This window comes from Nocardia sp. NPDC057272 (genome assembly GCF_042668615.1).
Lineage (GTDB): Bacteria > Actinomycetota > Actinomycetes > Mycobacteriales > Mycobacteriaceae > Nocardia.
This window is the reverse complement of sequence record NZ_JBHUYK010000007.1, coordinates 217283-235551: the sequence shown is the minus strand read 5'-3', so window position 1 is coordinate 235551 and position 18269 is coordinate 217283. Positions and strand designations below refer to the sequence as shown.

The window sequence follows — 18269 nt, the reverse complement described above, 5'->3', positions numbered from 1 at the left end:
CTCCTCGCCTCGCCCAGAGAATACGTTGCGCTCGAAACTCGTCGTTACTTGTATATACAGGAATATACTGGCCCCCATGACCGATGCGACACCGCCTGTCTCCGGCCCACGTCCCGTGTCCGCTCCGCGCGGCACCGAGCTGCACACCCTCGGTTGGCAGCAGGAGGGCGCCTTGCGGATGTTGATGAACAATCTCGATCCCGAGGTCGCCGAACGCCCCGACGACCTGGTCGTCTACGGCGGGACCGGGCGGGCGGTACGCAGCTGGGCGGCATTCGACGCGATCGTGCGAACGCTGGAGACCCTCGCCGCGGACGAGACGTTGCTGGTGCAGTCCGGGAAGCCGGTGGGGGTGTTCCGCACCAACGAGTGGGCGCCGCGGGTGCTGCTGGCGAATTCGAATCTCGTCGGCGACTGGGCTACCTGGGACGAGTTCCGCAGGCTCGAGCAGATGGGGCTGATGATGTACGGGCAGATGACGGCCGGGTCGTGGATCTACATCGGCAGCCAGGGCATTCTGCAGGGCACCTACGAGACCTTCGGCGCGGTGGCACGCAAGCGATTCGGCGGCACCCTCGCCGGCACCATCACTCTCACGGCGGGCGTCGGCGGGATGGGTGGCGCGCAGCCTCTCGCGGTGACGATGAACGACGGGGTCGCGCTGTGCGTGGACTGCGATCCGGCGCGCATCGACCGGCGGATCGCGCACGGCTACCTCGACACCAAAGCCGAGACCTTGCGGGAGGCACTGGATCTCGCTGTCGCAGCGCGTGACGAGCGCAGACCGCTCTCGATCGGGTTGGTCGGCAATGCGGCCGAGGTCTTTCCCGCACTGCTGGCCATGGGCGCACCGATGGATATCGTCACCGATCAGACCTCGGCCCATGATCCGTTGTCCTACTTGCCGATCGGGGTCGCGCTCGAGGACTGGCACACCCTCGCCGAGAAGGATCCGGTCTGGTTCACCACCGAGGCACAGGCGTCGATGGCCGCGCATGTCGAGGCGATGGTCGGCTTCATGGACGCCGGCGCCGAGGTGTTCGACTACGGGAACTCGATTCGCGACGAGGCCAGAAAGGGCGGCTACGACCGGGCTTTCGCGTTTCCCGGCTTCGTTCCCGCCTACATCCGCCCGCTCTTCGAAGAGGGCCTCGGTCCGTTCCGCTGGGCCGCGCTCTCGGGTGATCCGGCCGATATCGCCGCCACCGACCGCGCGATCGTGGAGCTGTTCCCCGACAACGACCATCTGCGCCGCTGGATCACCCTGGCGGGCGAGAAGGTGAAGTTCGAAGGTCTGCCCGCGCGGATCTGCTGGCTCGGCTACGGCGAACGTCATCGCGCGGGCCTGAGATTCAACGAGATGGTCGCCTCGGGTGAGCTGTCCGCTCCGCTGGCCATCGGCCGCGATCACCTCGATTCCGGGTCGGTGGCCTCCCCCTATCGCGAGACCGAGGCGATGGCCGACGGCTCCGACGCGATCGCGGACTGGCCGCTGCTCAACGCACTGCTCAATACCGCGTCCGGGGCGAGCTGGGTGTCGATCCATCACGGTGGCGGGGTCGGGATGGGCCGTTCGATCCACGCGGGCCAGGTGTGTATCGCCGACGGCACCGAGCTGGCCGCGCGGAAGCTGGAGCGGGTGCTGACCAACGACCCGGGCACCGGCGTGATGCGACACGTCGACGCGGGTTACGAGCACGCAGCCGAGGTAGCTCGTGAACGGGGTGTGCGGATTCCGATGCAGGAGGGCTGACCGGCCCGGAACAGACGAAGAGCCCCGGCATCGCCGGGGCTCTTTCCACTTTCAATATATAGCGTAAACAGGGACTTGCGGCAAGGCCCCGGGGTTGCTGCACAATCATCCGGTCGCACCGGAAAAAGTACAGTTAGGGGCCTATGTCAGCGCACGGGTACGAAGAGGAACGCCGATCCGAGCAAAGCTATGTCGCCGGGTTGTACTCACGCCTCGATGCCGAGCGGGCACGGGTGAAGGGCCGCTACAGCGCGGCGCTGCGCACGAAGGGCGACTCCCCCATGGAGCGCGACAACGAGGTGCGGGCGCTGGGCAAGGAAGTACAGCGCCTCGATGTGGCCGACAACGGACTGTGTTTCGGCCGGCTCGACGCGGCCTCGGGCGAGCGGTCCTATATCGGCCGGATCGGGCTGTTCGACGAGTCGAACGATCTGGAACAGCTGCTCCTGGACTGGCGGGCACCCGCGGCGCGCGCTTTCTACGTCGCCACCGCGGCCAACCCGGAGGGCATGCGCCGGCGTCGGCAGTTCCACACCCGCGGCCGCCGGGTGGTCGATTTCACCGATGAGGTGCTCGGGCGCCCGGACGGGAGCGAGGGCGGAACGGACGCCGCGCTGCTCGCCGCGGTCGACGCGCCACGCGGGGACGGGATGCGCGACATCGTCGCGACGATCCAGGCCGAACAGGACGAGATCATCCGCCTGGAGCACCCGGGCGTGACCGTGATCGAGGGCGGTCCCGGCACCGGGAAGACCGTGGTGGCGCTGCACCGCGTCGCGTATTTGCTCTACACCCAGCGCAGGCGGATGGAGCGCCAAGGCGTGCTCGTGGTGGGGCCCAATCCGGCCTTCCTGAACCACATCGCCCATGTGCTGCCCTCGCTCGGCGAGACGAATGTCGTGTTCGCCACCACCGCCGACCTGGTGCCCGGTCTGCGCGCGACGGCGGAGGACTCCCCCGAGGCGGCCCGGCACAAGGGTTCGCTGCGAATCCTCGACGTCCTCGCCGCGACGATCGCGGATCGCCAGCGACTGCCCGAGGCGCCGCTGACGATCGCGCTGACCGATGTGACGGTGCGCATCGATGCCGCGACCGCGGAGTGGGCCAGGCAGGAGGCCAGGGAGAGCGGGCGCCCGCACAACGAGGCGCGCGCGGTGTTCACCGAGATCATCACCTATGTCCTCACCGAGCGCGCGATCGCCCGGATCGGCGAGGGCTGGCTGACTCGCGACGACACCGAGGCATGGGAACAACTGCGCGCCGACCTGGTCCGCGAGCTCGCCGACAACGACGAGTTCACCGCGGCACTGGATCAGTGCTGGCCGATCCTGAAACCGGAAACCGTGCTGTCCCAGCTGTATTCGTCACACGATCGGTTGCGGGCGGCAGGAGCGGACGAGGCGCTGTGGCGGGCCGACGGTGGCGCGTGGACGGTCTCGGACGTGCCGCTGCTCGACGAACTCGTCGACCTGCTCGGCCGCGACAAAGCCGCCGACGACTCCGCCGAGCGAGAGCGCAAGGCCGAAGCCGAGTACGCGGCCGGTGTGCTGGACACCCTCATCAGCCGCGAAGACCTGATGGACGACGAGGACCACCTGCTCGCCCAGGACATGCTCTACGGCGAAGACCTGGCCGAACGCTTCCTCGAGCGCGACACCCGAGAACTCGCCGAACGTGCCGCGGCCGACCGTGAGTGGACCTACGGACACGTGGTGGTCGACGAGGCCCAGGAGTTGTCGGCGATGGACTGGCGGGTGCTGATGCGGCGCTGCCCGAGCCGCTCCTTCACGATCGTCGGCGATCTCGCCCAGCGCCGGTCGGCGGCGGGCGCGACGTCCTGGGCCACGATGCTCGAGCCCTATGTCCCCGGCCGCTGGATCTACCGTTCCCTGACCGTGAACTATCGCACCCCCGCGGAAATCATGGCCGTGGCCGCCGATGTGCTCGCCGAATTCGCCCCCGACGTCCGGCCGCCGGATTCGGTCCGGTCCTGCGGTGTCGCCCCTTGGTCGCGCAGGATCACCGCCGACGAATTGTCCTCCGCGATCGAGGAATTCGTTCGGGACGAGGCAGGCCGCGAGGGGACGAGCATCGTGATCGGCCCGCCGGGCGTGCCGGGCACGGTGCCCGCGTCGGAGACGAAAGGTCTCGAGTTCGACGCGGTACTGGTTGTGGATCCGCAGCGGATTCTCGCCGACGGGCCACGCGGGGCCGCCGAACTCTACGTCGCGCTGACCCGGGCCACCCAACGTCTCGGGGTCCTGCACCAGAGCCCGTTGCCCGAGTCGCTGCGCGGACTCACCGAGGTCCAGCCGACACAACAGCTGCGAGCGTAGCGATTCACGAGACCGCTGCCTCGCCTTCGCGGGCGAGGCAGCGGTCCACGTCGGCGCCTCGGTACCCAGGGCCGCGGTCGCCGTCAGCCGAGGGGGCCGGTCACCGATTCGGCGGCGGCCAGCAACGCACCCGATGTCGCCAGCCGAACCGCCGCTTCGATATCCGGGGCGAGGTAGCGGTCCGGGCCCGGACCGGGAACTTCGGTGCGCAGCCTCGACACGACGGCGGCAGTGGCGGGTGCTGGAGTGAGGGGTGCCCGCAGGTCCAATCCGCGGGCCGCCGTGAGGGCTTCGATGGCCAGCACCCGGGTGAGGCCGTCGAGGGAGCGGCGGAGTTTGCGGGCGGCGGACCAGCCCATCGAGACGTGGTCCTCCTGCATCGCCGAGGAGGGGATCGAGTCGACCGAGGCGGGGGCGGCCAGGCGTTTGAGGTCGGAGACGATGGCGGCTTGGGTGTACTGGGCGATCATGTGACCGCTGTCGACGCCGGGATCGTCGGCCAGGAACGGGGCGAGGCCGTGGTTGCGGGCCTTGTCGAGGAAGCGGTCGGTGCGGCGTTCGCTCATCGAGGCGACGTCGGCGACCACGATAGCCAAGAAGTCCAGCACATAGGCGACGGGGGCGCCGTGGAAATTACCGTTGGACTCGACCCGGCCGTCGAGGGTGACGACGGGATTGTCCACGGCACTGGCCAATTCGTGGCCGGCGACGCGTTCGGCGTGGTCGAGGGTGTCGCGGGCGGCGCCGGCGACCTGGGGTGCGCAGCGCAACGAGTAGGCATCCTGGACGACGGTGCAGTCCGGGGTGGCGTGGCTGGCCACGATCGGCGAATCCGCCAGCACGCGCACCATATTGGCGGCCGCGACCGCCTGGCCCGGTTGCGGGCGCAGTGCTTGCAGGTCGGCGGCGAAGACCTTGTCGGTGCCGAGCAGACCCTCCACGCTCATCGACGCGGTCACATCGGCCAGCCGCAGCAGGGCCCGCAGGTCGTGGCAAGCGAGCACCAGCATGCCGAGCATGCCGTCGGTGCCGTTGATCAGCGCGAGGCCTTCTTTCTCCGCGAGCTCGACCGGGGCGATCCCGGCATCGGCCATGGCCTCGGCGGCAGATCGCAGCGCGCCGGTCGCGTCCCGGGCGGTGCCCTCCCCCATCACCGCCAGTGCGACGTGGGCCAGCGGCGCGAGATCACCGGAACAGCCCAGGCTGCCGTACTCGTAGACCACCGGGGTGATGCCCGCCGACAGCAGCGCGGCATAGGTCCGCGCGACCACCGGGCGCACCCCGGTCCGGCCGGTGGCCAGGGTCGACAGGCGCAGCAACATCAACGCGCGCACCACCTCCCGCTCCACTTCCGCGCCCGACCCCGCCGCATGCGAGCGAATCAGGCTCCGCTGCAACTGCTTGCGTGACTCCGGCGGAATATGACGGACGGCCAGCGCGCCGAACCCGGTCGACACCCCGTACACCGGCCTCGGGTCCGCGGCCAGCGCTTCGATCCGCGCACGACTCGCCTCGACGGCGGCGACGGCATCGTCGGACACCACCACCGCGACGCCGTCCCTGGCCACCCGGACCAGATCCCGCGCCGAGACCGGACCTGTGCCGACGACGACCGGTCCGGGCCGATCCGAGTCGATGCTCACGATGCTTCTCCCCTCACTGCGGGCTATCCCTTGACGTTGTTGTCTATACAGGTCTATACCTATCGTACGTATCCCGGCGGGCATCCACCGGGCTCTACCCGCGCTCTACGATCCGAAGGGCCGCTACGGTGCGGGGAACGTGCCGCGCTGCTCTCCCGCGCACATGATGTACCCCTCACACACCGCCGTGCTCGACAACGCGCCCAGGAGGACTCCTCCATGCCCACCACCGTGCTGAGCGATATCGGCACTCTCGTCACCAACGACCCGGCGCTGGGCGAGGGCCCGCTGGGGCTGCGGCGCGACGCCGCACTGGTCATCGACGACGGGCGGGTGGCATGGGTCGGTGACAGTGCCGCCGCACCGGCCGCCGACACCGCGTTCGATCTCGGCGGACGCGCGGTGCTGCCCGGGTTCGTCGAGTCGCATTCGCATCTGGTGTTCGCGGGCGACCGCGCCGAGGAGTTCGCGGCGCGGATGGCGGGGCGGGCCTACGGGGCGGGTGGCATCCGCACCACGATCGCCGCGACGCGGGCTGCGAGCGACGAGCAGCTCGCAGCGACTGTGCGACGGCTGCTGGACGAGTCGTTGCGGGCAGGCAGCACCACGGTCGAGTGCAAGAGCGGCTACGGGCAGACCGTGGCCGACGAACTGCGCAGCGTCCGGATCGCGGCCCGCTGCACCGACGAGGTGACGCTGCTGGCCGCACACGTGCCGCCGCCCGAATACGCCGGGCGAACCGACGACTACGTGACGATGGTGTGCGAGCAGATGATTCCGCGGTGCGCGCCGTATGCCCGGTGGATCGATGTGTTCTGCGAACAGGGCGCCTTCGATCGCGATCAGGCGCATGCCGTGCTGACCGCGGGGATCGCGCACGGGCTGGTGCCGCGCGTCCACGGCAATCAGCTGCGGCAGGGACCAGGGGTGCAGTTGGCCGTCGAGCTCGGCGCCGCGTCGGTGGATCATGTATCGCACGTGAATCGTGCCGATATCGACGCGCTCGCGGGCAGCGATACGGTGGCCACGCTGCTGCCCGGCGCCGACTTCTGTACGCGCAACAGCTATCCCGATGCCAGGGCGCTGGTGGACGCGGGAGTCACCGTCGCGCTCGGCGCGGACTGCAATCCGGGCACCAGCTACACCACGAGCTTGCCGTTCTGTATCGCCCTGGCGGTGCGGGAAATGCACATGACGCCCGACGAAGCGGTCTGGGCGGCAACCGCAGGTGGCGCGAAGGCGTTGCGGCGCACCGATATCGGTTCCCTCTCCCCTGGTTCCCGCGCCGATGTCATCGCGCTCGACGCCCCCTCGCACCTGCACCTCGCCTACCGCCCCGGCGTTGCGCTGGTCGGTCAGGTGTGGCGCGAAGGAGTCCTCGTCGCGCATCGAGGTGGGGTGCGATGACTTCCGAATCCGCCTGGACCGGTCGCGTCGACGGCACGACGCCGGAGCACCTGCGCTGGCATCAGGCCGTCACGCCCTACCAGCCGGGCAACGATCCCGGCGCGTGTGTTTTCGTCGGTTTCGCCTGCGAGGAAGGCGTGCGCCGGAACAAGGGCCGCCTCGGCGCGGCGGCGGGCCCGGACGCGCTGCGCGGGGCATTGTCGCCGATGGCGCTCGCCACCGAACTGCGCGCCTTCGACGCGGGCACGATCGCCGTCACCGGCGACCGGTTGGAGGACGGTCAGCGGCGGCTGGGCGAGACGGTGTCCGCGCTGCTGGACGACGGCGCTTTCCCGGTCGTTCTCGGCGGCGGCCACGAGGTCGCCTACGGCACCTACCTCGGGCTGGCCGGTTCGGCTCGCCGCGTCCCCGGCAGCGTCATCGGGATCCTCAACCTCGACGCGCATTTCGACCTGCGGCCCGATCCCGTGCCCAGTTCCGGCACCCCGTTCCGGCAGATCCTCGAGACCGGCGACGACGTCCGGTACGCGGTGATCGGGATCAGCCAGCCCAGCAACACCCGGGTCCTGTTCGACACCGCGGACAGATTCGGCGTGCGCTATCTCCTCGACGACGACTGCGAGCCGACCCGGGTCGCCGCCTTCGTCGACGTCTTCCTGGCCGGGATCGACCTGCTGTATCTGACGATCGATCTCGACGTCCTTCCGGCCGCGGTGGCCCCCGGTGTGAGTGCCCCTGCCGCCTACGGTGTCGCGCTGTCCACGATCCAGGCCGTGTGCGACCGCGTCACCGCCTGCGGCAAACTCGCGGTTGTCGATGTCGCCGAACTGAATCCGCGGCTCGACATCGACAACCGCACCGCCCGCACCGCCGCCCGGCTGATCCACCGGATCGTCACCCGCCACGTCGGGTGAGCTCCGGCGCGGGACTCAGAAGTAGCGGATCCACACATAGATCCAGGCGATGACGCTGCTGAGCATCGTGACCAACATGCCGTACTTGGTGAACTGCCAGAAGGTGATCCGCTGCCCCGCGCGGGCGGCGATCCCGAGGGCGACCACATTGGCGCTGGCCGCCACCGCCGTGCCGTTCCCGCCGAAGTCGGCGCCCAGGGCGAATGCCCACCACAGCGCTTGCCCGGTAGCGGGATCCGGTGCGCCCGCGACGATGTCCTCCACCACCGGCGCCATGGTCGCGGTGTAGGGAATGTTGTCGACGAACGCGCCGAGGATCGCCGAACCGAACACCAGCGCGGTCGCGGCCAGGAAGTAGTCGTCACCGACCCAGCCGATCGCGGCGTCACCGATGGTGGCGATCACCCCGGTGTGTACCAGGCCCGCGACCATCACGAACAGTCCCATGAAGAACACCAGCGTCGGCCATTCCACCTCGTGCAGAACCTCGCCGATGTCGAGGCCGGAGACCAGCACCATGATGCCCGCGCCGACCAGCGCGATCACCGACGGCGCGACGTGCAGCACGCTGTGCAGGCAGAAGCCGACGACCACACCGGTGAGCACGACCATCGAGCGCACCAGCAGTGCCGGATCGCGGATCGCGCGCCGTTCCTGCAGCGCCATCACCGCCTCGGCCGAGGTGGGATCGGTGCGCAGCGCCGAGCGGAACAGCACCCGGGTCAGCGCGACGAACAGCACGAAGGTGATCACCACGATCGGGGCCATGTGCACGAGGAAGTCGTTGAACGTCAGCCCGGCCCGGCTGGCGATGATGATGTTGGGCGGGTCACCGATCAGCGTCGCCGCACCGCCGATATTGGACGCGAGCACCTCGGCGATCAGGAACGGTTGCGCGGCGATGCCGAGACGTCGGCACACCACCAGCGTCACCGGGGCGACCAGCATGATGATGGTGACGTTGTCGAGGAACGGTGACGCGACCGCGGTGATCAACATCAGCATCACCATCAGGCGATACGGATTGCCCCGCGAGCGTTTCGCCGACCAGATCGCCAGATAGTCGAACAGGCCGGTCTGCTTGATGACGCCGACGATGATCATCATCCCGAGCAGCAGGAAGATGACGTTCCAGTCGATGCCCTCGTGGGCGGAATAGAAGACCTCGTCGCCGGGAATCAGGCCGAGCAGAGCCATCGCCCCCGCGGCGATCAGGACGGTTTTGACCTTGTCGGCTTTCTCCGTGGCGATGAAGAACAAGGCGACCACGAAGATGGTGACGGCAAGCGCTGCGGCCATGAGCGCGTGGCGTTCAGTCGCCGGGGCCGACGACAGCGAGGCTGGTCAGCAACCGTTCCAGGGTGATCGCGCCGCGCAGGGTGCGCGAACGGTCGACCACGGCGATGAGCGGACTGTGCTTGCGCGCCATCAGGATCGCGATTTCGAGCAGGGTCGCGTCGGGGGTGACGGTGGCAGGCTTGCTCGCGCCGTCGGGCAGGCAGTCGCCCACGGTGAGGCTGCCGGGTTCCTGCCAGAACAGGTCGGCGTGCACCTCGTCGATCGTGCGGACCAGTGTCGGGTCGTCGTGGTAGGAGGCGGGAATCGCCAGGCGCAGCACCTGAGTTCCCGGCAGGACCGCCACCGGCCGGTCGAGCTCGTCGACGACGATCAGACCGGGCAACCGGTTGACGACCATGAGCCGCACCGCGCGGGCGACGGGGTCGCTGGTGCGAACGGTCGGCAGGTTCATCGCGATGTCGCGTGCGCGCATGGCATGGCTCCGGGGGGATTCGACGGTGCTCACGGGTGGGCCTGCCGTCCGGTCAGGTGGTCCAGGCGTTGTTCGAGGCGAGCGAGCCGGTCGCCGAAGGGCCGCGAACGCATCAGCTCGGCGACCTGGTCGGCTTCGTCGGGTTCGAGCTCGATGTCGACCGTGGGTTCGTCGCCACCCCCTGCATAGGCGAGCAGCCGTCGCGTGCCCGACGTATGCGTCAGCAGGGCGAATCGGATGCCGTGGCGGGTGTGGAAGCTGTGCAGCACACCTGCTCCCGGGATCGTCGTCCGGTCGATGTCCATGGCCGGCGGTCCTTCCTCGGCTCGTCGAAAGCGTCTGATCGAAGTCTGGTTCGCGCAGGTGGCGGGCACTATCGGCCGTGACACCCATTTCCTGGGCGGGTCGGCGCCGGTCACCGGGTGCGGGATGGGTGCTGGGCACCATGGACAGAACGCGGGGGCGCCAGCATGCTGGTGTCATGAACCGTCTCGCAGCGCTGCGAGCAGGACGCTCGCGGCGAATCCGAACGCCGGTGACGGCGTTGTTCTGGCGGATCTGCGTGCTCAACGGCGTGATCTTCACCCTCGGCACGCTGATCCTGGCCTTCTCCCCGGCCACGGTGTCGGCCCGGCTGCGCCTGACCGAGGTGCCGGTGCTGGTGATCGGGCTGGCGGTGATCCTGACCGCGAACGCCGTAGCGCTGCGCACGTCGCTGGCTCCGCTCGACGAGCTGGTCGCCTCCATGCGCCGCGTCGACCCGCCCCGGCGCGCTGTCCGCCTCGAGCACGGGGCGAGCGGGGACTTCCATCAGCTGATCGAGACGTTCAACGCGATGCTCGACCGCTTGGAGGCCGAGCGTTCGGTCGCCGGTGGGACCGCGCTGGCCGCCCAGGAGGGTGAGCGGCGGCGCATCGCCCGCGAACTGCACGACGAGATCGGCCAGAGCCTGACCGTGGCGCTGTTACGGCTCAAACGGGTCGTCGACCGGGCACCCGCCGACCTGCGCGAAGAAGTCGAGGCGGCCCAGGAAACAGTGCGCGGTTGTCTGGACGAGGTGCGCGGGATCGCCGCGCGGCTGCGGCCCGACGTGCTCGAAGAACTCGGCCTGCACAGCGCGATCACCGCGCTGTGTCACGAATTCAGCCGCACGGCAGGCATTTCCGTGCGTCGCGAGGTCGACCCGGCGATCAGCCGCCTCGACCCCGACATCGAACTCGTCTGCTACCGGGTCGCCCAGGAGAGTTTGACGAACGTGTTGCGCCACGCCGACGCCGACGAGGTGAGCTTGCTGATCGCACCGAGAACCGACACCGTGATGCTGCGGGTGACCGACAACGGTCGCGGTGGCGCGGTCGAGGACGGGGCGGGCATCCGCGGGATGCGCGAGCGCGCGATGCTGATCGACGCCACGCTGACCATCACGTCTCCGGCCTCGGGCGGTACCGCGGTCGAACTGATCGTCCCGGTCGCCGCACGCGAAGCAGTGCCCGCATGAGCGCGCCGACCCGGATTCTGCTGGCCGACGACCACGCCCTGGTGCGCAGCGGGTTGCGCATGATCCTCGACAACGAACCGGACCTGCTCGTGGTCGCCGAGGCCGCCAACGGGCTGGACGCGGTCACCGCCCTCGCCGACGACGGCATCGACCTGGTGATCCTCGACATCGCCATGCCGCGGATGACCGGCATCCAGGCCGCCCGCGAGATCACCAGGAACAACCATCCTGTGCGCATCCTGATGCTGTCGATGTACGACAACGAGCAGTACTTCTTCGAGTCGCTGAAGGCGGGCGCCTCCGGCTACGTGCTGAAGTCGGTGGCCGATCGCGACCTCATCGAGGCGTGCCGGGCCACGATGCGCGGCGAATCGTTCCTCTACCCGGGCGCGGTCACCGCACTCGTGCGCGATTACCTGCAACTCGCCCGGCAGGGCTCCGCGCTGCCGGAAACGATCCTCACCCCCCGCGAAGAGGAGGTGCTCAAGCTGATCGCCGAGGGGTACTCGGCGCGCGAGATCGCCGCCGAGCTGGTGATCAGCGCGAAGACCGTCGACCGCCATCGCGCCAACATCCTGCAGAAACTCGGCCTGCGCGACCGGCTCGACCTGACCAGATACGCCATCCGCGCCGGATTGATCGAGCCGTGAGAACACCGAGGGCCCCCGCACCGAACGATCGCGCGGGGGCCCGGACACGGGTCGTCATTCTGCGTGCGGGTCGACCTTCACACGCTGCTTGCGACCGACCACCAGCCGCATCACCGGTTCCACGATGCGGGCGCCGATCGGGCCGATGATGGCCATCAACAGCACGTACGTGGTGGCGAGCGCGGCGAACTCGGCCGGCACCGCACCCGCGGCCACCGCCAGACCGGCGATGACGATCGAGAACTCACCGCGCGCGACCAACGCGGTCCCCGCGCGGGCGCGGCCCAGTTGCGAGGCCCCCGCCCGTTTGGCCGCCCACCACCCCGTGGCGATCTTGGTGACCGTGGTGACCACCGCCAGCAGCACCGCCCAGCCCAGCACCGGCGGAATACTCGCCGGATCGGTACTCAAACCGAACAGCACGAAGAACATCGCCGCGAACAGGTCACGCAACGGTTCGAGGATCTTGGTGGCATCGTGCGCGGTCGAATCCGAGATCGCGATACCGAGCAGGAACGCACCGACCGCCGCCGACACCTGCACCGCCGAGGCGATACCCGCCACCAGCAGCGCCGAACCGAGCAGCTTGAGCAGGAAGATCTCCCGATCCTCACTCGCCACGATCGCCGAGACGTACCGGCCGTAGCGCAGCGCGACGATGAGCACCAGGGTCACCGCGACCAGCGCGATACCGACCGTGGTCATCCCCGCCACGAATCCGACACCGGCCAGGACCGCGGTGAGCACCGGCAGGTACACCGCCATCGCCAGGTCCTCGAACACCAGGATCGACAGCACCGTCGGCGTCTCCCGGTTACCCAGGCGGCCGAGGTCGTTGAGTACCTTGGCGACGATCCCGGAGGAGGAGATGTAGGTGACGCCCGCCATCGCGATCGCCCCCGTCGGCCCGAGGCCGAGCATCAGCGCCACGATCACACCGGGAGTCGCGTTGAGCACCAGGTCGAGCAGACCGGCGGGCCACGATTTACGCATGCCGGTGACCAGTTCACCGGCGGTGTATTCCAAACCGAGCAGCAACAGCAGCAGCACGACGCCGATCTCGCTGGCGATGTGGATGAAGTCCTCCACCTCGTGCAACTCGATCAGACCGCCCGTACCGAAGACCAACCCCCCGAGCAGGTAGAGCGGGATGGGCGAGAGGCCGATGCGGGCAGCGATCCGCCCGAGCACACCCAACCCGAAGAACACAGCCCCCAGCTGGATCAATGCCAGCGCGGTTCCACTGATCTCCACCGGCTCAGCCGTCGGTCAAGATCGAAGCGGCGGCGTCGAGTCCGGCATTCGTGCCGACCACGACAACCATGTCGCCGCCGGCGAACACGAACTCCGGTCCCGGCGATGCCAGGACCTGCCCCGCGCGCAGGACCGCCACGATCGAGGCGCGGGTCTTGGTCCGCAACTCGGTGTCGCCCAAACGTCGTGACGCGTAGGGCGAGTTCGGCGGTACCAGCATCGACCGCGTACTCACGCCGTCGAGTTCGCGATGTTCCTCGCGCAATTGCGCGACCAGCTGCGGTGCGCCGAGCAGACTCGCCAGCGTGCGGGCTTCGACAGCGGACAGTGGAATCTGGACGGTGGAATCCGGGTCACCGACCTTCGTGAAAATCAGGTCGGTACCGCCGTCGCGGTGGTCGACGATGCCGATCCGGCGGTCCACCTTCGACAGTGAAAACTCTTTGCGGACACCGATTCCCGGCAGGGACGTCACTTCTACATTCATGGGATCACCTAACCTCAGCTAGGGATACCTTACCTGCCCTTTACTATCCGCATGGATTGTCAGCCGGCGTCGAGAAGCCGTCCTGCCGCGTCCAGACCCTCGTCGGTGCCGACCACAACGACCAGATCACCGGGGATGAAGGTGAAATCGGTTCCCGGCGAAGGAGTCACCTCACCCGCGCGCACCACCGCCACGACCGAGGCCTTGGTGCGCGTGCGCATCTCGGTGTCGCGCAGCGGCCTACCGTCGAACGGGCTGCCACGATCGATCGCGAACTGCCTGGTCGACAGCTCGCCCGCACTGTGGGTCTCGCGTGTCTTCTGCACCACCTGCGGTGCGCCGAGCAGGCCGGCCAGCACACCGATCTCGGTGTCGGACAGGGGAATCGAGGTGGTCGAGTCGTAATCGCCCGCTCGCGAGACGACCAGGTCGACGGAGCCGTCGCGATGTTCGATCACGCCGATCCGGCGGCGCGCCTCCGCCAGCGGAAAGTCCTTGCACACGCCGATTCCCGGTAAAGGCGTCACATCGATGTTCACGCCCTCACAGTACGACCAGATGGGAATAACACCACCCCCTACCCTGCGCACCGGGCATACCAGGCGAAACCCCGACCTCACGCGAAGTTAAGGTTGTCGACTGCCGGACCTCCGGCCTCTAGCGGAACGGAGTTCGAGATGGCCGTGTCGGCGCCTCGGCCAGCTCGGGACGACACCTCGGTACTCGCGGCCCTGCGCAGCCCGACACGGCTGCGGACCGAAGTGCTCGGCGGCCTGGTGGTCGCCCTCGCGCTGATTCCGGAGGCGATCTCGTTCTCGATCATCGCCGGGGTGGATCCCCGGGTCGGGCTGTTCGCCTCGTTCACGATGGCGGTGACGATCGCCTTCACCGGCGGCAGGCCCGCCATGATCTCCGCGGCCACGGGCGCGGTGGCCTTGGTGATCGCGCCCCTGGTGCGTGAGCACGGCATCGACTATCTGATCGCGACCGTGCTGCTGGCCGGGGTGTTCCAGGTGGTGTTGAGCGTGGTCGGCGTGGCCAGGCTGATGCGGTTCATCCCGCGCAGTGTGATGGTCGGGTTCGTCAACGCGCTGGCCATCATGATCTTTCTGACGCAGCTGCCGCACCTGATCGGGGTGCCGTGGCTGGTGTATCCGATGCTGGTGGCGAGCCTGGCGATTCTGTTCTTCCTGCCGAAGTTCACCACCGTGGTGCCCGCGCCGCTCGTCGCGATCGTGGTGCTCACGGCGGTGACGATCGCCTGCTCGCTCGAGGTGCCGAATGTGGGCGACGAGGGCGCACTACCGACGAGCCTGCCCGCACTCGGGCTCCCGCAGGTGCCGTGGAACCTCGATACCCTGCGGATCATCGCCCCGTTCGCGCTGGCGATGGCGCTGGTGGGACTGCTCGAGTCGTTGATGACGGCCAAGCTCGTCGACGGCATCACCGATTCACATTCGGACAAGACCCGCGAGGGCTGGGGTCAGGGCGTGGCCAATCTCGTCACCGGGTTCTTCGGCGGGATGGGCGGGTGCGCGATGATCGGCCAGACCATGATCAACGTCAAGGTCTCCGGCGCGCGGACCCGGATCTCGACATTCCTGGCCGGGGTGTTCCTGCTCGGCCTGGTCGTCGGGCTCGGCGGGCTCGTGGCGCAGATCCCGATGGCGGTGCTGGTGGCCGTGATGATCATGGTGTCGGTGGGGACCGTGGACTGGCACTCCCTCGCACCGAAGACCTTGCGGCGCATGCCGCTCGCCGAGACCACGGTGATGCTGGTGACCGTGGTCGTCACCGTTGTCACGCACAATCTGGCGTACGGCGTGATCGTGGGAGTGCTGGTCGCGATGGTGGCGTTCGCCCATCGGGTCGCGCACTTCACCGAGGTCGTGGCGGTGCGCACCGCCGACGACATCCGCGTCTACAAGGTGCGCGGCGAGCTGTTCTTCGCCTCCAGCAACGATCTCGTCTACCAGTTCGACTACGTCGACGATCCGGCGAACATCGTGATCGACCTGTCCGACAGCCACATCTGGGACGCCTCCACCGTCGCCGCGCTCGACGCCATCACCACCAAATACGCCGCCAAGGGCAAGAGGGTCGACATCATCGGGCTCAACGCCGCCTCCGAAGCCAGGCACGAACGGCTGTCCGGCCTCGGCGGCGAGGAGAACTAGCATCGCCGCAACGGAGCCCGACCATGGCGATCCCGTAGCGAGCAAACGCTGTGGCTTGCGTATTCGGGCAAAGTTGTGTGTTGTTGAACAGTGACCAACTCTTCCGGAGACGCGTATCCACTCACGGACACGATGACCACCACGACGGCGGTACACGACGGCGTCACGGTGCTGACGGTGACCGGCGAGGTCGACCTGGCGACCGCACCCGCGCTCGATGCCACCATCGAGGCCATCCTGGCCGAGAAGCCGGCGGCGCTGGTGATCGACCTGACCGCGGTCGGGTTCCTGGCGTCGGCGGGCATGGCGACGCTGGTCGCCGCGCATCAGCGGGCAGGCGAGACCACCTCGATCGCGGTCGTGGCCGACGGACCCGCCACCAGCCGTCAGCTGAAGATGACGAGCCTGGACCAGGTGTTCGCCATGCACACCACCCTGGACGCCGCCCTGGCGTCGTTCACGTCCTGACACAACACAACGCGCCGCCGCCCGGGAATCTCCGGACGTCGGCGCGTTTGTCGTCGGTGGGTGTCAGCAGAGCGAGCGCAGCTGCTCGATCAGCTTCACGCGACCGGCCGCGTTCTCGGCGATCGGCGTGACGTTGAGCGTGGTGACGCCCGCCTCGGCCATCGCGGCGATGCGTTCCTTCACGAAGCTCTCCGGGCCGATCAGCGACACGTCGCGCACCAGCTCGTCGGGCACGGCCTGGGTCGCGGCCTGCTTGTCGCCCGCCAGGTACAGCTCCTGGATGCGGTCGGCGGCCTCGCCGTAGCCGTACTTGGTGGCGAGGGTGTGATAGAAGTTCTTGCCCTTGGCGCCCATGCCGCCGATGTAGAGCGCCAGGTGCGGCTTCACGAACTCGAGCAGCGGAGTGACATTCTCACCGATCGCCAGTGCGGGACCGGCGAAGATGTCGAGCTCGCCCAGCGCGGGATCACGCTTGGCCTTGCCGGCGGCGAGCGCGTCGCCCCACACGTCCTTCGCCTTCTCCGGCAGGAAGAAGATCGGCTGCCAGCCGTTGGCGACCTCGGCGGCCAGCTCCACGTTCTTCGGGCCGAGCGCGGCCAGCAGCACCGGAATGTCCGCGCGCACCGGGTGATTGATCAGCTTGAGCTCTTTGCCCAGGCCGGTGCCACGCTCGGCGGGCAGCGGGATCTGGTAGTACTTGCCCTGGTAGTTGAGCTTCTCGCGGCGCCACACCGTGCGGCAGATTTCGAGGAGTTCGCGGGTGCGCCCGATCGGGGCGTCGTAGGGGACGCCGTGGAAGCCCTCGATGACCTGCGGGCCCGACGCGCCGATGCCGAGGATGAAACGGCCGTCGGAGACGTAGTCCAGGCCCGCCGCGGTCATCGCGGTGAGGCTGGGGGTCCGGGTGTAGAGCTGCAGGATGCCCGAGGCCAGCTGCACCCGCTCGGTGCGGGCGGCCAGGAAGCCCAGCGCGCTCACCGCGTCGAACGAGTACGCCTCCGGCACGAAGACGATGTCGAGGCCGGCGCGTTCCAGGTCGGCGACCTCGGCCGCCGTCTCCTTGAAACCGTCCGTGTAGTTGATGCTCAATCCGATCCGCATGCACCCAACATAGCCCCGGACAACACGCACACCCCGACCGGTCGGTCTGTCGGCACAGGTGCTGGTCGAGCGGGGTGCGTGGGCGGGCACGCGGTAGCGTTGAGGGGAAGATTCCACGCAATTCTCGCCGCATCGAAAGGCCACCCCGTCGTGTCGCAGCCCACCGTGTCGCCGCAGCAGATCGCCCCCTCCTTCGGTTCGGTGACCTTGGAGCACTACCTGTCGGAGCTGGCCGCGAAGGTGCCCGCCCCCGGTGGCGGGGCCGTGGCCGCGCTGCACGCCGCGCAGGCCGCCGCGCTGGTGGCGATGGTGGCGCGCTACACCACCCGGGCCAAGGACGCGCAGAACCGGCCGGTGATCGACCAGATCATCGTGGCCGCCGACGCCGCGCTGGCCAGGTCGCTCGCGCTCGCCGATGCCGACGCGGCCGCGTTCACCGCCGTCGGCGCCGCCTACAAGCTGCCCAAGGACACCGACGCCGAGATCGCCGCGCGCACCGCGGCGATCAACGCGGCACTCGTCGAAGCCGCGCGGGTGCCCGCCGCCGTGGTCGACGAGGCCGACGAAATCCTCTCGCTGGCCGCTGAACTGCTGCCGATCGGCAATCCGAACGTGGTCACCGATATCGGCGCCGCCGCCGACGCCGCCCGCGCCGCGGCGATGAGTTCGCAGCTCAATATCGAGATCAACGTGGGCTCGCTGCCCGCCGACCTCGGCGACCCGTTCGCCGCCGCGCTGTTGCGCGTCGATACCATCGCCGCTCGCGCCGACGCCCTGCACGGCGACGTGCTGCACGCCGTCCGCGGCTGA

At 68.8% G+C, this 18269-nt stretch carries 17 protein-coding genes; 9 read left to right on the top strand and 8 right to left on the bottom strand.

All coding sequences use genetic code 11. The annotated features are described in order from the left end of the window. Positions 1-76: 76 nt before the first annotated feature. Together hutU and helR are read left to right on the top strand one after the other, a co-directional pair. Positions 77-1753 carry a urocanate hydratase gene (gene hutU / locus ACFULV_RS13645; RefSeq protein ID WP_378656320.1) on the top strand — a complete coding sequence of 559 codons (1677 nt, stop codon included), beginning with the start codon at positions 77-79 and terminating at the stop codon, positions 1751-1753. A gap of 143 nt (positions 1754-1896) precedes the next feature. Continuing rightward, a complete protein-coding gene (gene helR, locus ACFULV_RS13640; RefSeq protein WP_378656318.1) occupies positions 1897-4089 on the top strand; it encodes an RNA polymerase recycling motor ATPase HelR in 2193 nt (730 codons plus the stop codon). 83 nt (positions 4090-4172) lie between these two features. Here helR and hutH read toward each other — a convergent pair whose 3' ends face one another. Beyond that, positions 4173-5732 carry a histidine ammonia-lyase gene (hutH, locus tag ACFULV_RS13635; RefSeq protein ID WP_378656316.1) on the bottom strand — a complete coding sequence of 520 codons (1560 nt, stop codon included), beginning with the start codon at positions 5730-5732 and terminating at the stop codon, positions 4173-4175. Positions 5733-5951: 219 nt separating this feature from the next. Here hutH and hutI point away from each other — a divergent pair, with 219 nt between their 5' ends. Next, entirely contained in the window at positions 5952-7139 is a 1188-nt protein-coding gene (hutI, locus tag ACFULV_RS13630; protein WP_378656313.1) for an imidazolonepropionase, read from the top strand. After that, positions 7136-8053 carry a formimidoylglutamase gene (gene hutG, locus ACFULV_RS13625; RefSeq protein WP_378656311.1) on the top strand — a complete coding sequence of 306 codons (918 nt, stop codon included), beginning with the start codon at positions 7136-7138 and terminating at the stop codon, positions 8051-8053. The genes hutI and hutG overlap by 4 nt, the downstream gene beginning before the upstream one ends. A gap of 15 nt (positions 8054-8068) precedes the next feature. Here the strand turns inward: hutG and ACFULV_RS13620 are convergent, their stop codons facing one another. The 3 genes from ACFULV_RS13620 to ACFULV_RS13610 are packed head-to-tail and all read right to left on the bottom strand — an operon-like array spanning position 8069 to position 10129. Further along, positions 8069-9352 (bottom strand): SLC13 family permease, encoded by a 1284-nt coding sequence (locus ACFULV_RS13620; RefSeq protein WP_378656308.1) that lies wholly within the window; start codon positions 9350-9352, stop codon positions 8069-8071. A 13-nt stretch (positions 9353-9365) separates the two neighbouring features. Next, positions 9366-9824, bottom strand: coding sequence for a CBS domain-containing protein (locus tag ACFULV_RS13615; protein ID WP_378656306.1), 459 nt, complete (start codon positions 9822-9824; stop codon positions 9366-9368). A 29-nt stretch (positions 9825-9853) separates the two neighbouring features. After that, entirely contained in the window at positions 9854-10129 is a 276-nt protein-coding gene (locus ACFULV_RS13610; RefSeq protein ID WP_378627316.1) for a hypothetical protein, read from the bottom strand. A gap of 176 nt (positions 10130-10305) precedes the next feature. On the opposite strand from ACFULV_RS13610, the gene ACFULV_RS13605 reads away from it, so the two are divergent. Together ACFULV_RS13605 and ACFULV_RS13600 are read left to right on the top strand one after the other, a co-directional pair. After that, positions 10306-11322, top strand: coding sequence for a histidine kinase (locus ACFULV_RS13605; RefSeq protein ID WP_378656304.1), 1017 nt, complete (start codon positions 10306-10308; stop codon positions 11320-11322). Further along, positions 11319-11972, top strand: coding sequence for a response regulator transcription factor (locus ACFULV_RS13600; RefSeq protein ID WP_364405344.1), 654 nt, complete (start codon positions 11319-11321; stop codon positions 11970-11972). Before ACFULV_RS13605 ends, ACFULV_RS13600 begins: the two co-directional genes overlap by 4 nt. Before the next feature lie 54 nt (positions 11973-12026). On the opposite strand, the gene ACFULV_RS13595 is transcribed toward ACFULV_RS13600, so the two are convergent. Genes ACFULV_RS13595 through ACFULV_RS13585 form a run of 3 tightly spaced genes read right to left on the bottom strand, consistent with a single transcriptional unit; the run spans position 12027 to position 14252 of the window. Beyond that, positions 12027-13220: a cation:proton antiporter gene (locus tag ACFULV_RS13595; protein ID WP_378628328.1), complete on the bottom strand. Its 1194-nt coding sequence runs from the start codon at positions 13218-13220 to the stop codon at positions 12027-12029. Positions 13221-13230: 10 nt separating this feature from the next. Beyond that, positions 13231-13713: a cation:proton antiporter regulatory subunit gene (locus tag ACFULV_RS13590; protein ID WP_378656301.1), complete on the bottom strand. Its 483-nt coding sequence runs from the start codon at positions 13711-13713 to the stop codon at positions 13231-13233. A gap of 59 nt (positions 13714-13772) precedes the next feature. Next, positions 13773-14252, bottom strand: a complete 480-nt coding sequence (locus ACFULV_RS13585; protein WP_378627311.1) for a cation:proton antiporter regulatory subunit — start codon at positions 14250-14252, stop codon at positions 13773-13775. A 138-nt stretch (positions 14253-14390) separates the two neighbouring features. On the opposite strand from ACFULV_RS13585, the gene ACFULV_RS13580 reads away from it, so the two are divergent. Further along, on the top strand, positions 14391-15890 hold the full coding sequence (locus ACFULV_RS13580) for a SulP family inorganic anion transporter (protein WP_378656299.1): 1500 nt from the start codon (positions 14391-14393) through the stop codon (positions 15888-15890). A gap of 132 nt (positions 15891-16022) precedes the next feature. Next, entirely contained in the window at positions 16023-16358 is a 336-nt protein-coding gene (locus ACFULV_RS13575; protein WP_101468711.1) for an STAS domain-containing protein, read from the top strand. A gap of 63 nt (positions 16359-16421) precedes the next feature. Here the strand turns inward: ACFULV_RS13575 and ACFULV_RS13570 are convergent, their stop codons facing one another. Beyond that, positions 16422-17459 carry an LLM class F420-dependent oxidoreductase gene (locus ACFULV_RS13570; RefSeq protein ID WP_378627308.1) on the bottom strand — a complete coding sequence of 346 codons (1038 nt, stop codon included), beginning with the start codon at positions 17457-17459 and terminating at the stop codon, positions 16422-16424. Positions 17460-17609: 150 nt separating this feature from the next. Here ACFULV_RS13570 and ACFULV_RS13565 point away from each other — a divergent pair, with 150 nt between their 5' ends. Further along, a complete protein-coding gene (locus tag ACFULV_RS13565) occupies positions 17610-18269 on the top strand; it encodes a cyclodeaminase/cyclohydrolase family protein (protein WP_378627306.1) in 660 nt (219 codons plus the stop codon).

Excerpts from the sequence above, each read along its gene's own strand:
- hutU (WP_378656320.1), top strand. The coding sequence starts at position 77 with ATGACCGATGCGACACCGCCTGTCTCCGGCCCACGTCCCGTGTCCGCT.
- helR (WP_378656318.1), top strand. The coding sequence starts at position 1,897 with ATGTCAGCGCACGGGTACGAAGAGGAACGCCGATCCGAGCAAAGCTAT.
- hutI (WP_378656313.1), top strand. The coding sequence starts at position 5,952 with ATGCCCACCACCGTGCTGAGCGATATCGGCACTCTCGTCACCAACGAC.
- hutG (WP_378656311.1), top strand. The coding sequence starts at position 7,136 with ATGACTTCCGAATCCGCCTGGACCGGTCGCGTCGACGGCACGACGCCG.
- ACFULV_RS13620 (WP_378656308.1), bottom strand. The coding sequence starts at position 9,352 with ATGGCCGCAGCGCTTGCCGTCACCATCTTCGTGGTCGCCTTGTTCTTC.
- ACFULV_RS13615 (WP_378656306.1), bottom strand. The coding sequence starts at position 9,824 with ATGCGCGCACGCGACATCGCGATGAACCTGCCGACCGTTCGCACCAGC.
- ACFULV_RS13610 (WP_378627316.1), bottom strand. The coding sequence starts at position 10,129 with ATGGACATCGACCGGACGACGATCCCGGGAGCAGGTGTGCTGCACAGC.
- ACFULV_RS13605 (WP_378656304.1), top strand. The coding sequence starts at position 10,306 with ATGAACCGTCTCGCAGCGCTGCGAGCAGGACGCTCGCGGCGAATCCGA.
- ACFULV_RS13600 (WP_364405344.1), top strand. The coding sequence starts at position 11,319 with ATGAGCGCGCCGACCCGGATTCTGCTGGCCGACGACCACGCCCTGGTG.
- ACFULV_RS13590 (WP_378656301.1), bottom strand. The coding sequence starts at position 13,713 with ATGAATGTAGAAGTGACGTCCCTGCCGGGAATCGGTGTCCGCAAAGAG.
- ACFULV_RS13580 (WP_378656299.1), top strand. The coding sequence starts at position 14,391 with ATGGCCGTGTCGGCGCCTCGGCCAGCTCGGGACGACACCTCGGTACTC.
- ACFULV_RS13575 (WP_101468711.1), top strand. The coding sequence starts at position 16,023 with ATGACCACCACGACGGCGGTACACGACGGCGTCACGGTGCTGACGGTG.
- ACFULV_RS13570 (WP_378627308.1), bottom strand. The coding sequence starts at position 17,459 with ATGCGGATCGGATTGAGCATCAACTACACGGACGGTTTCAAGGAGACG.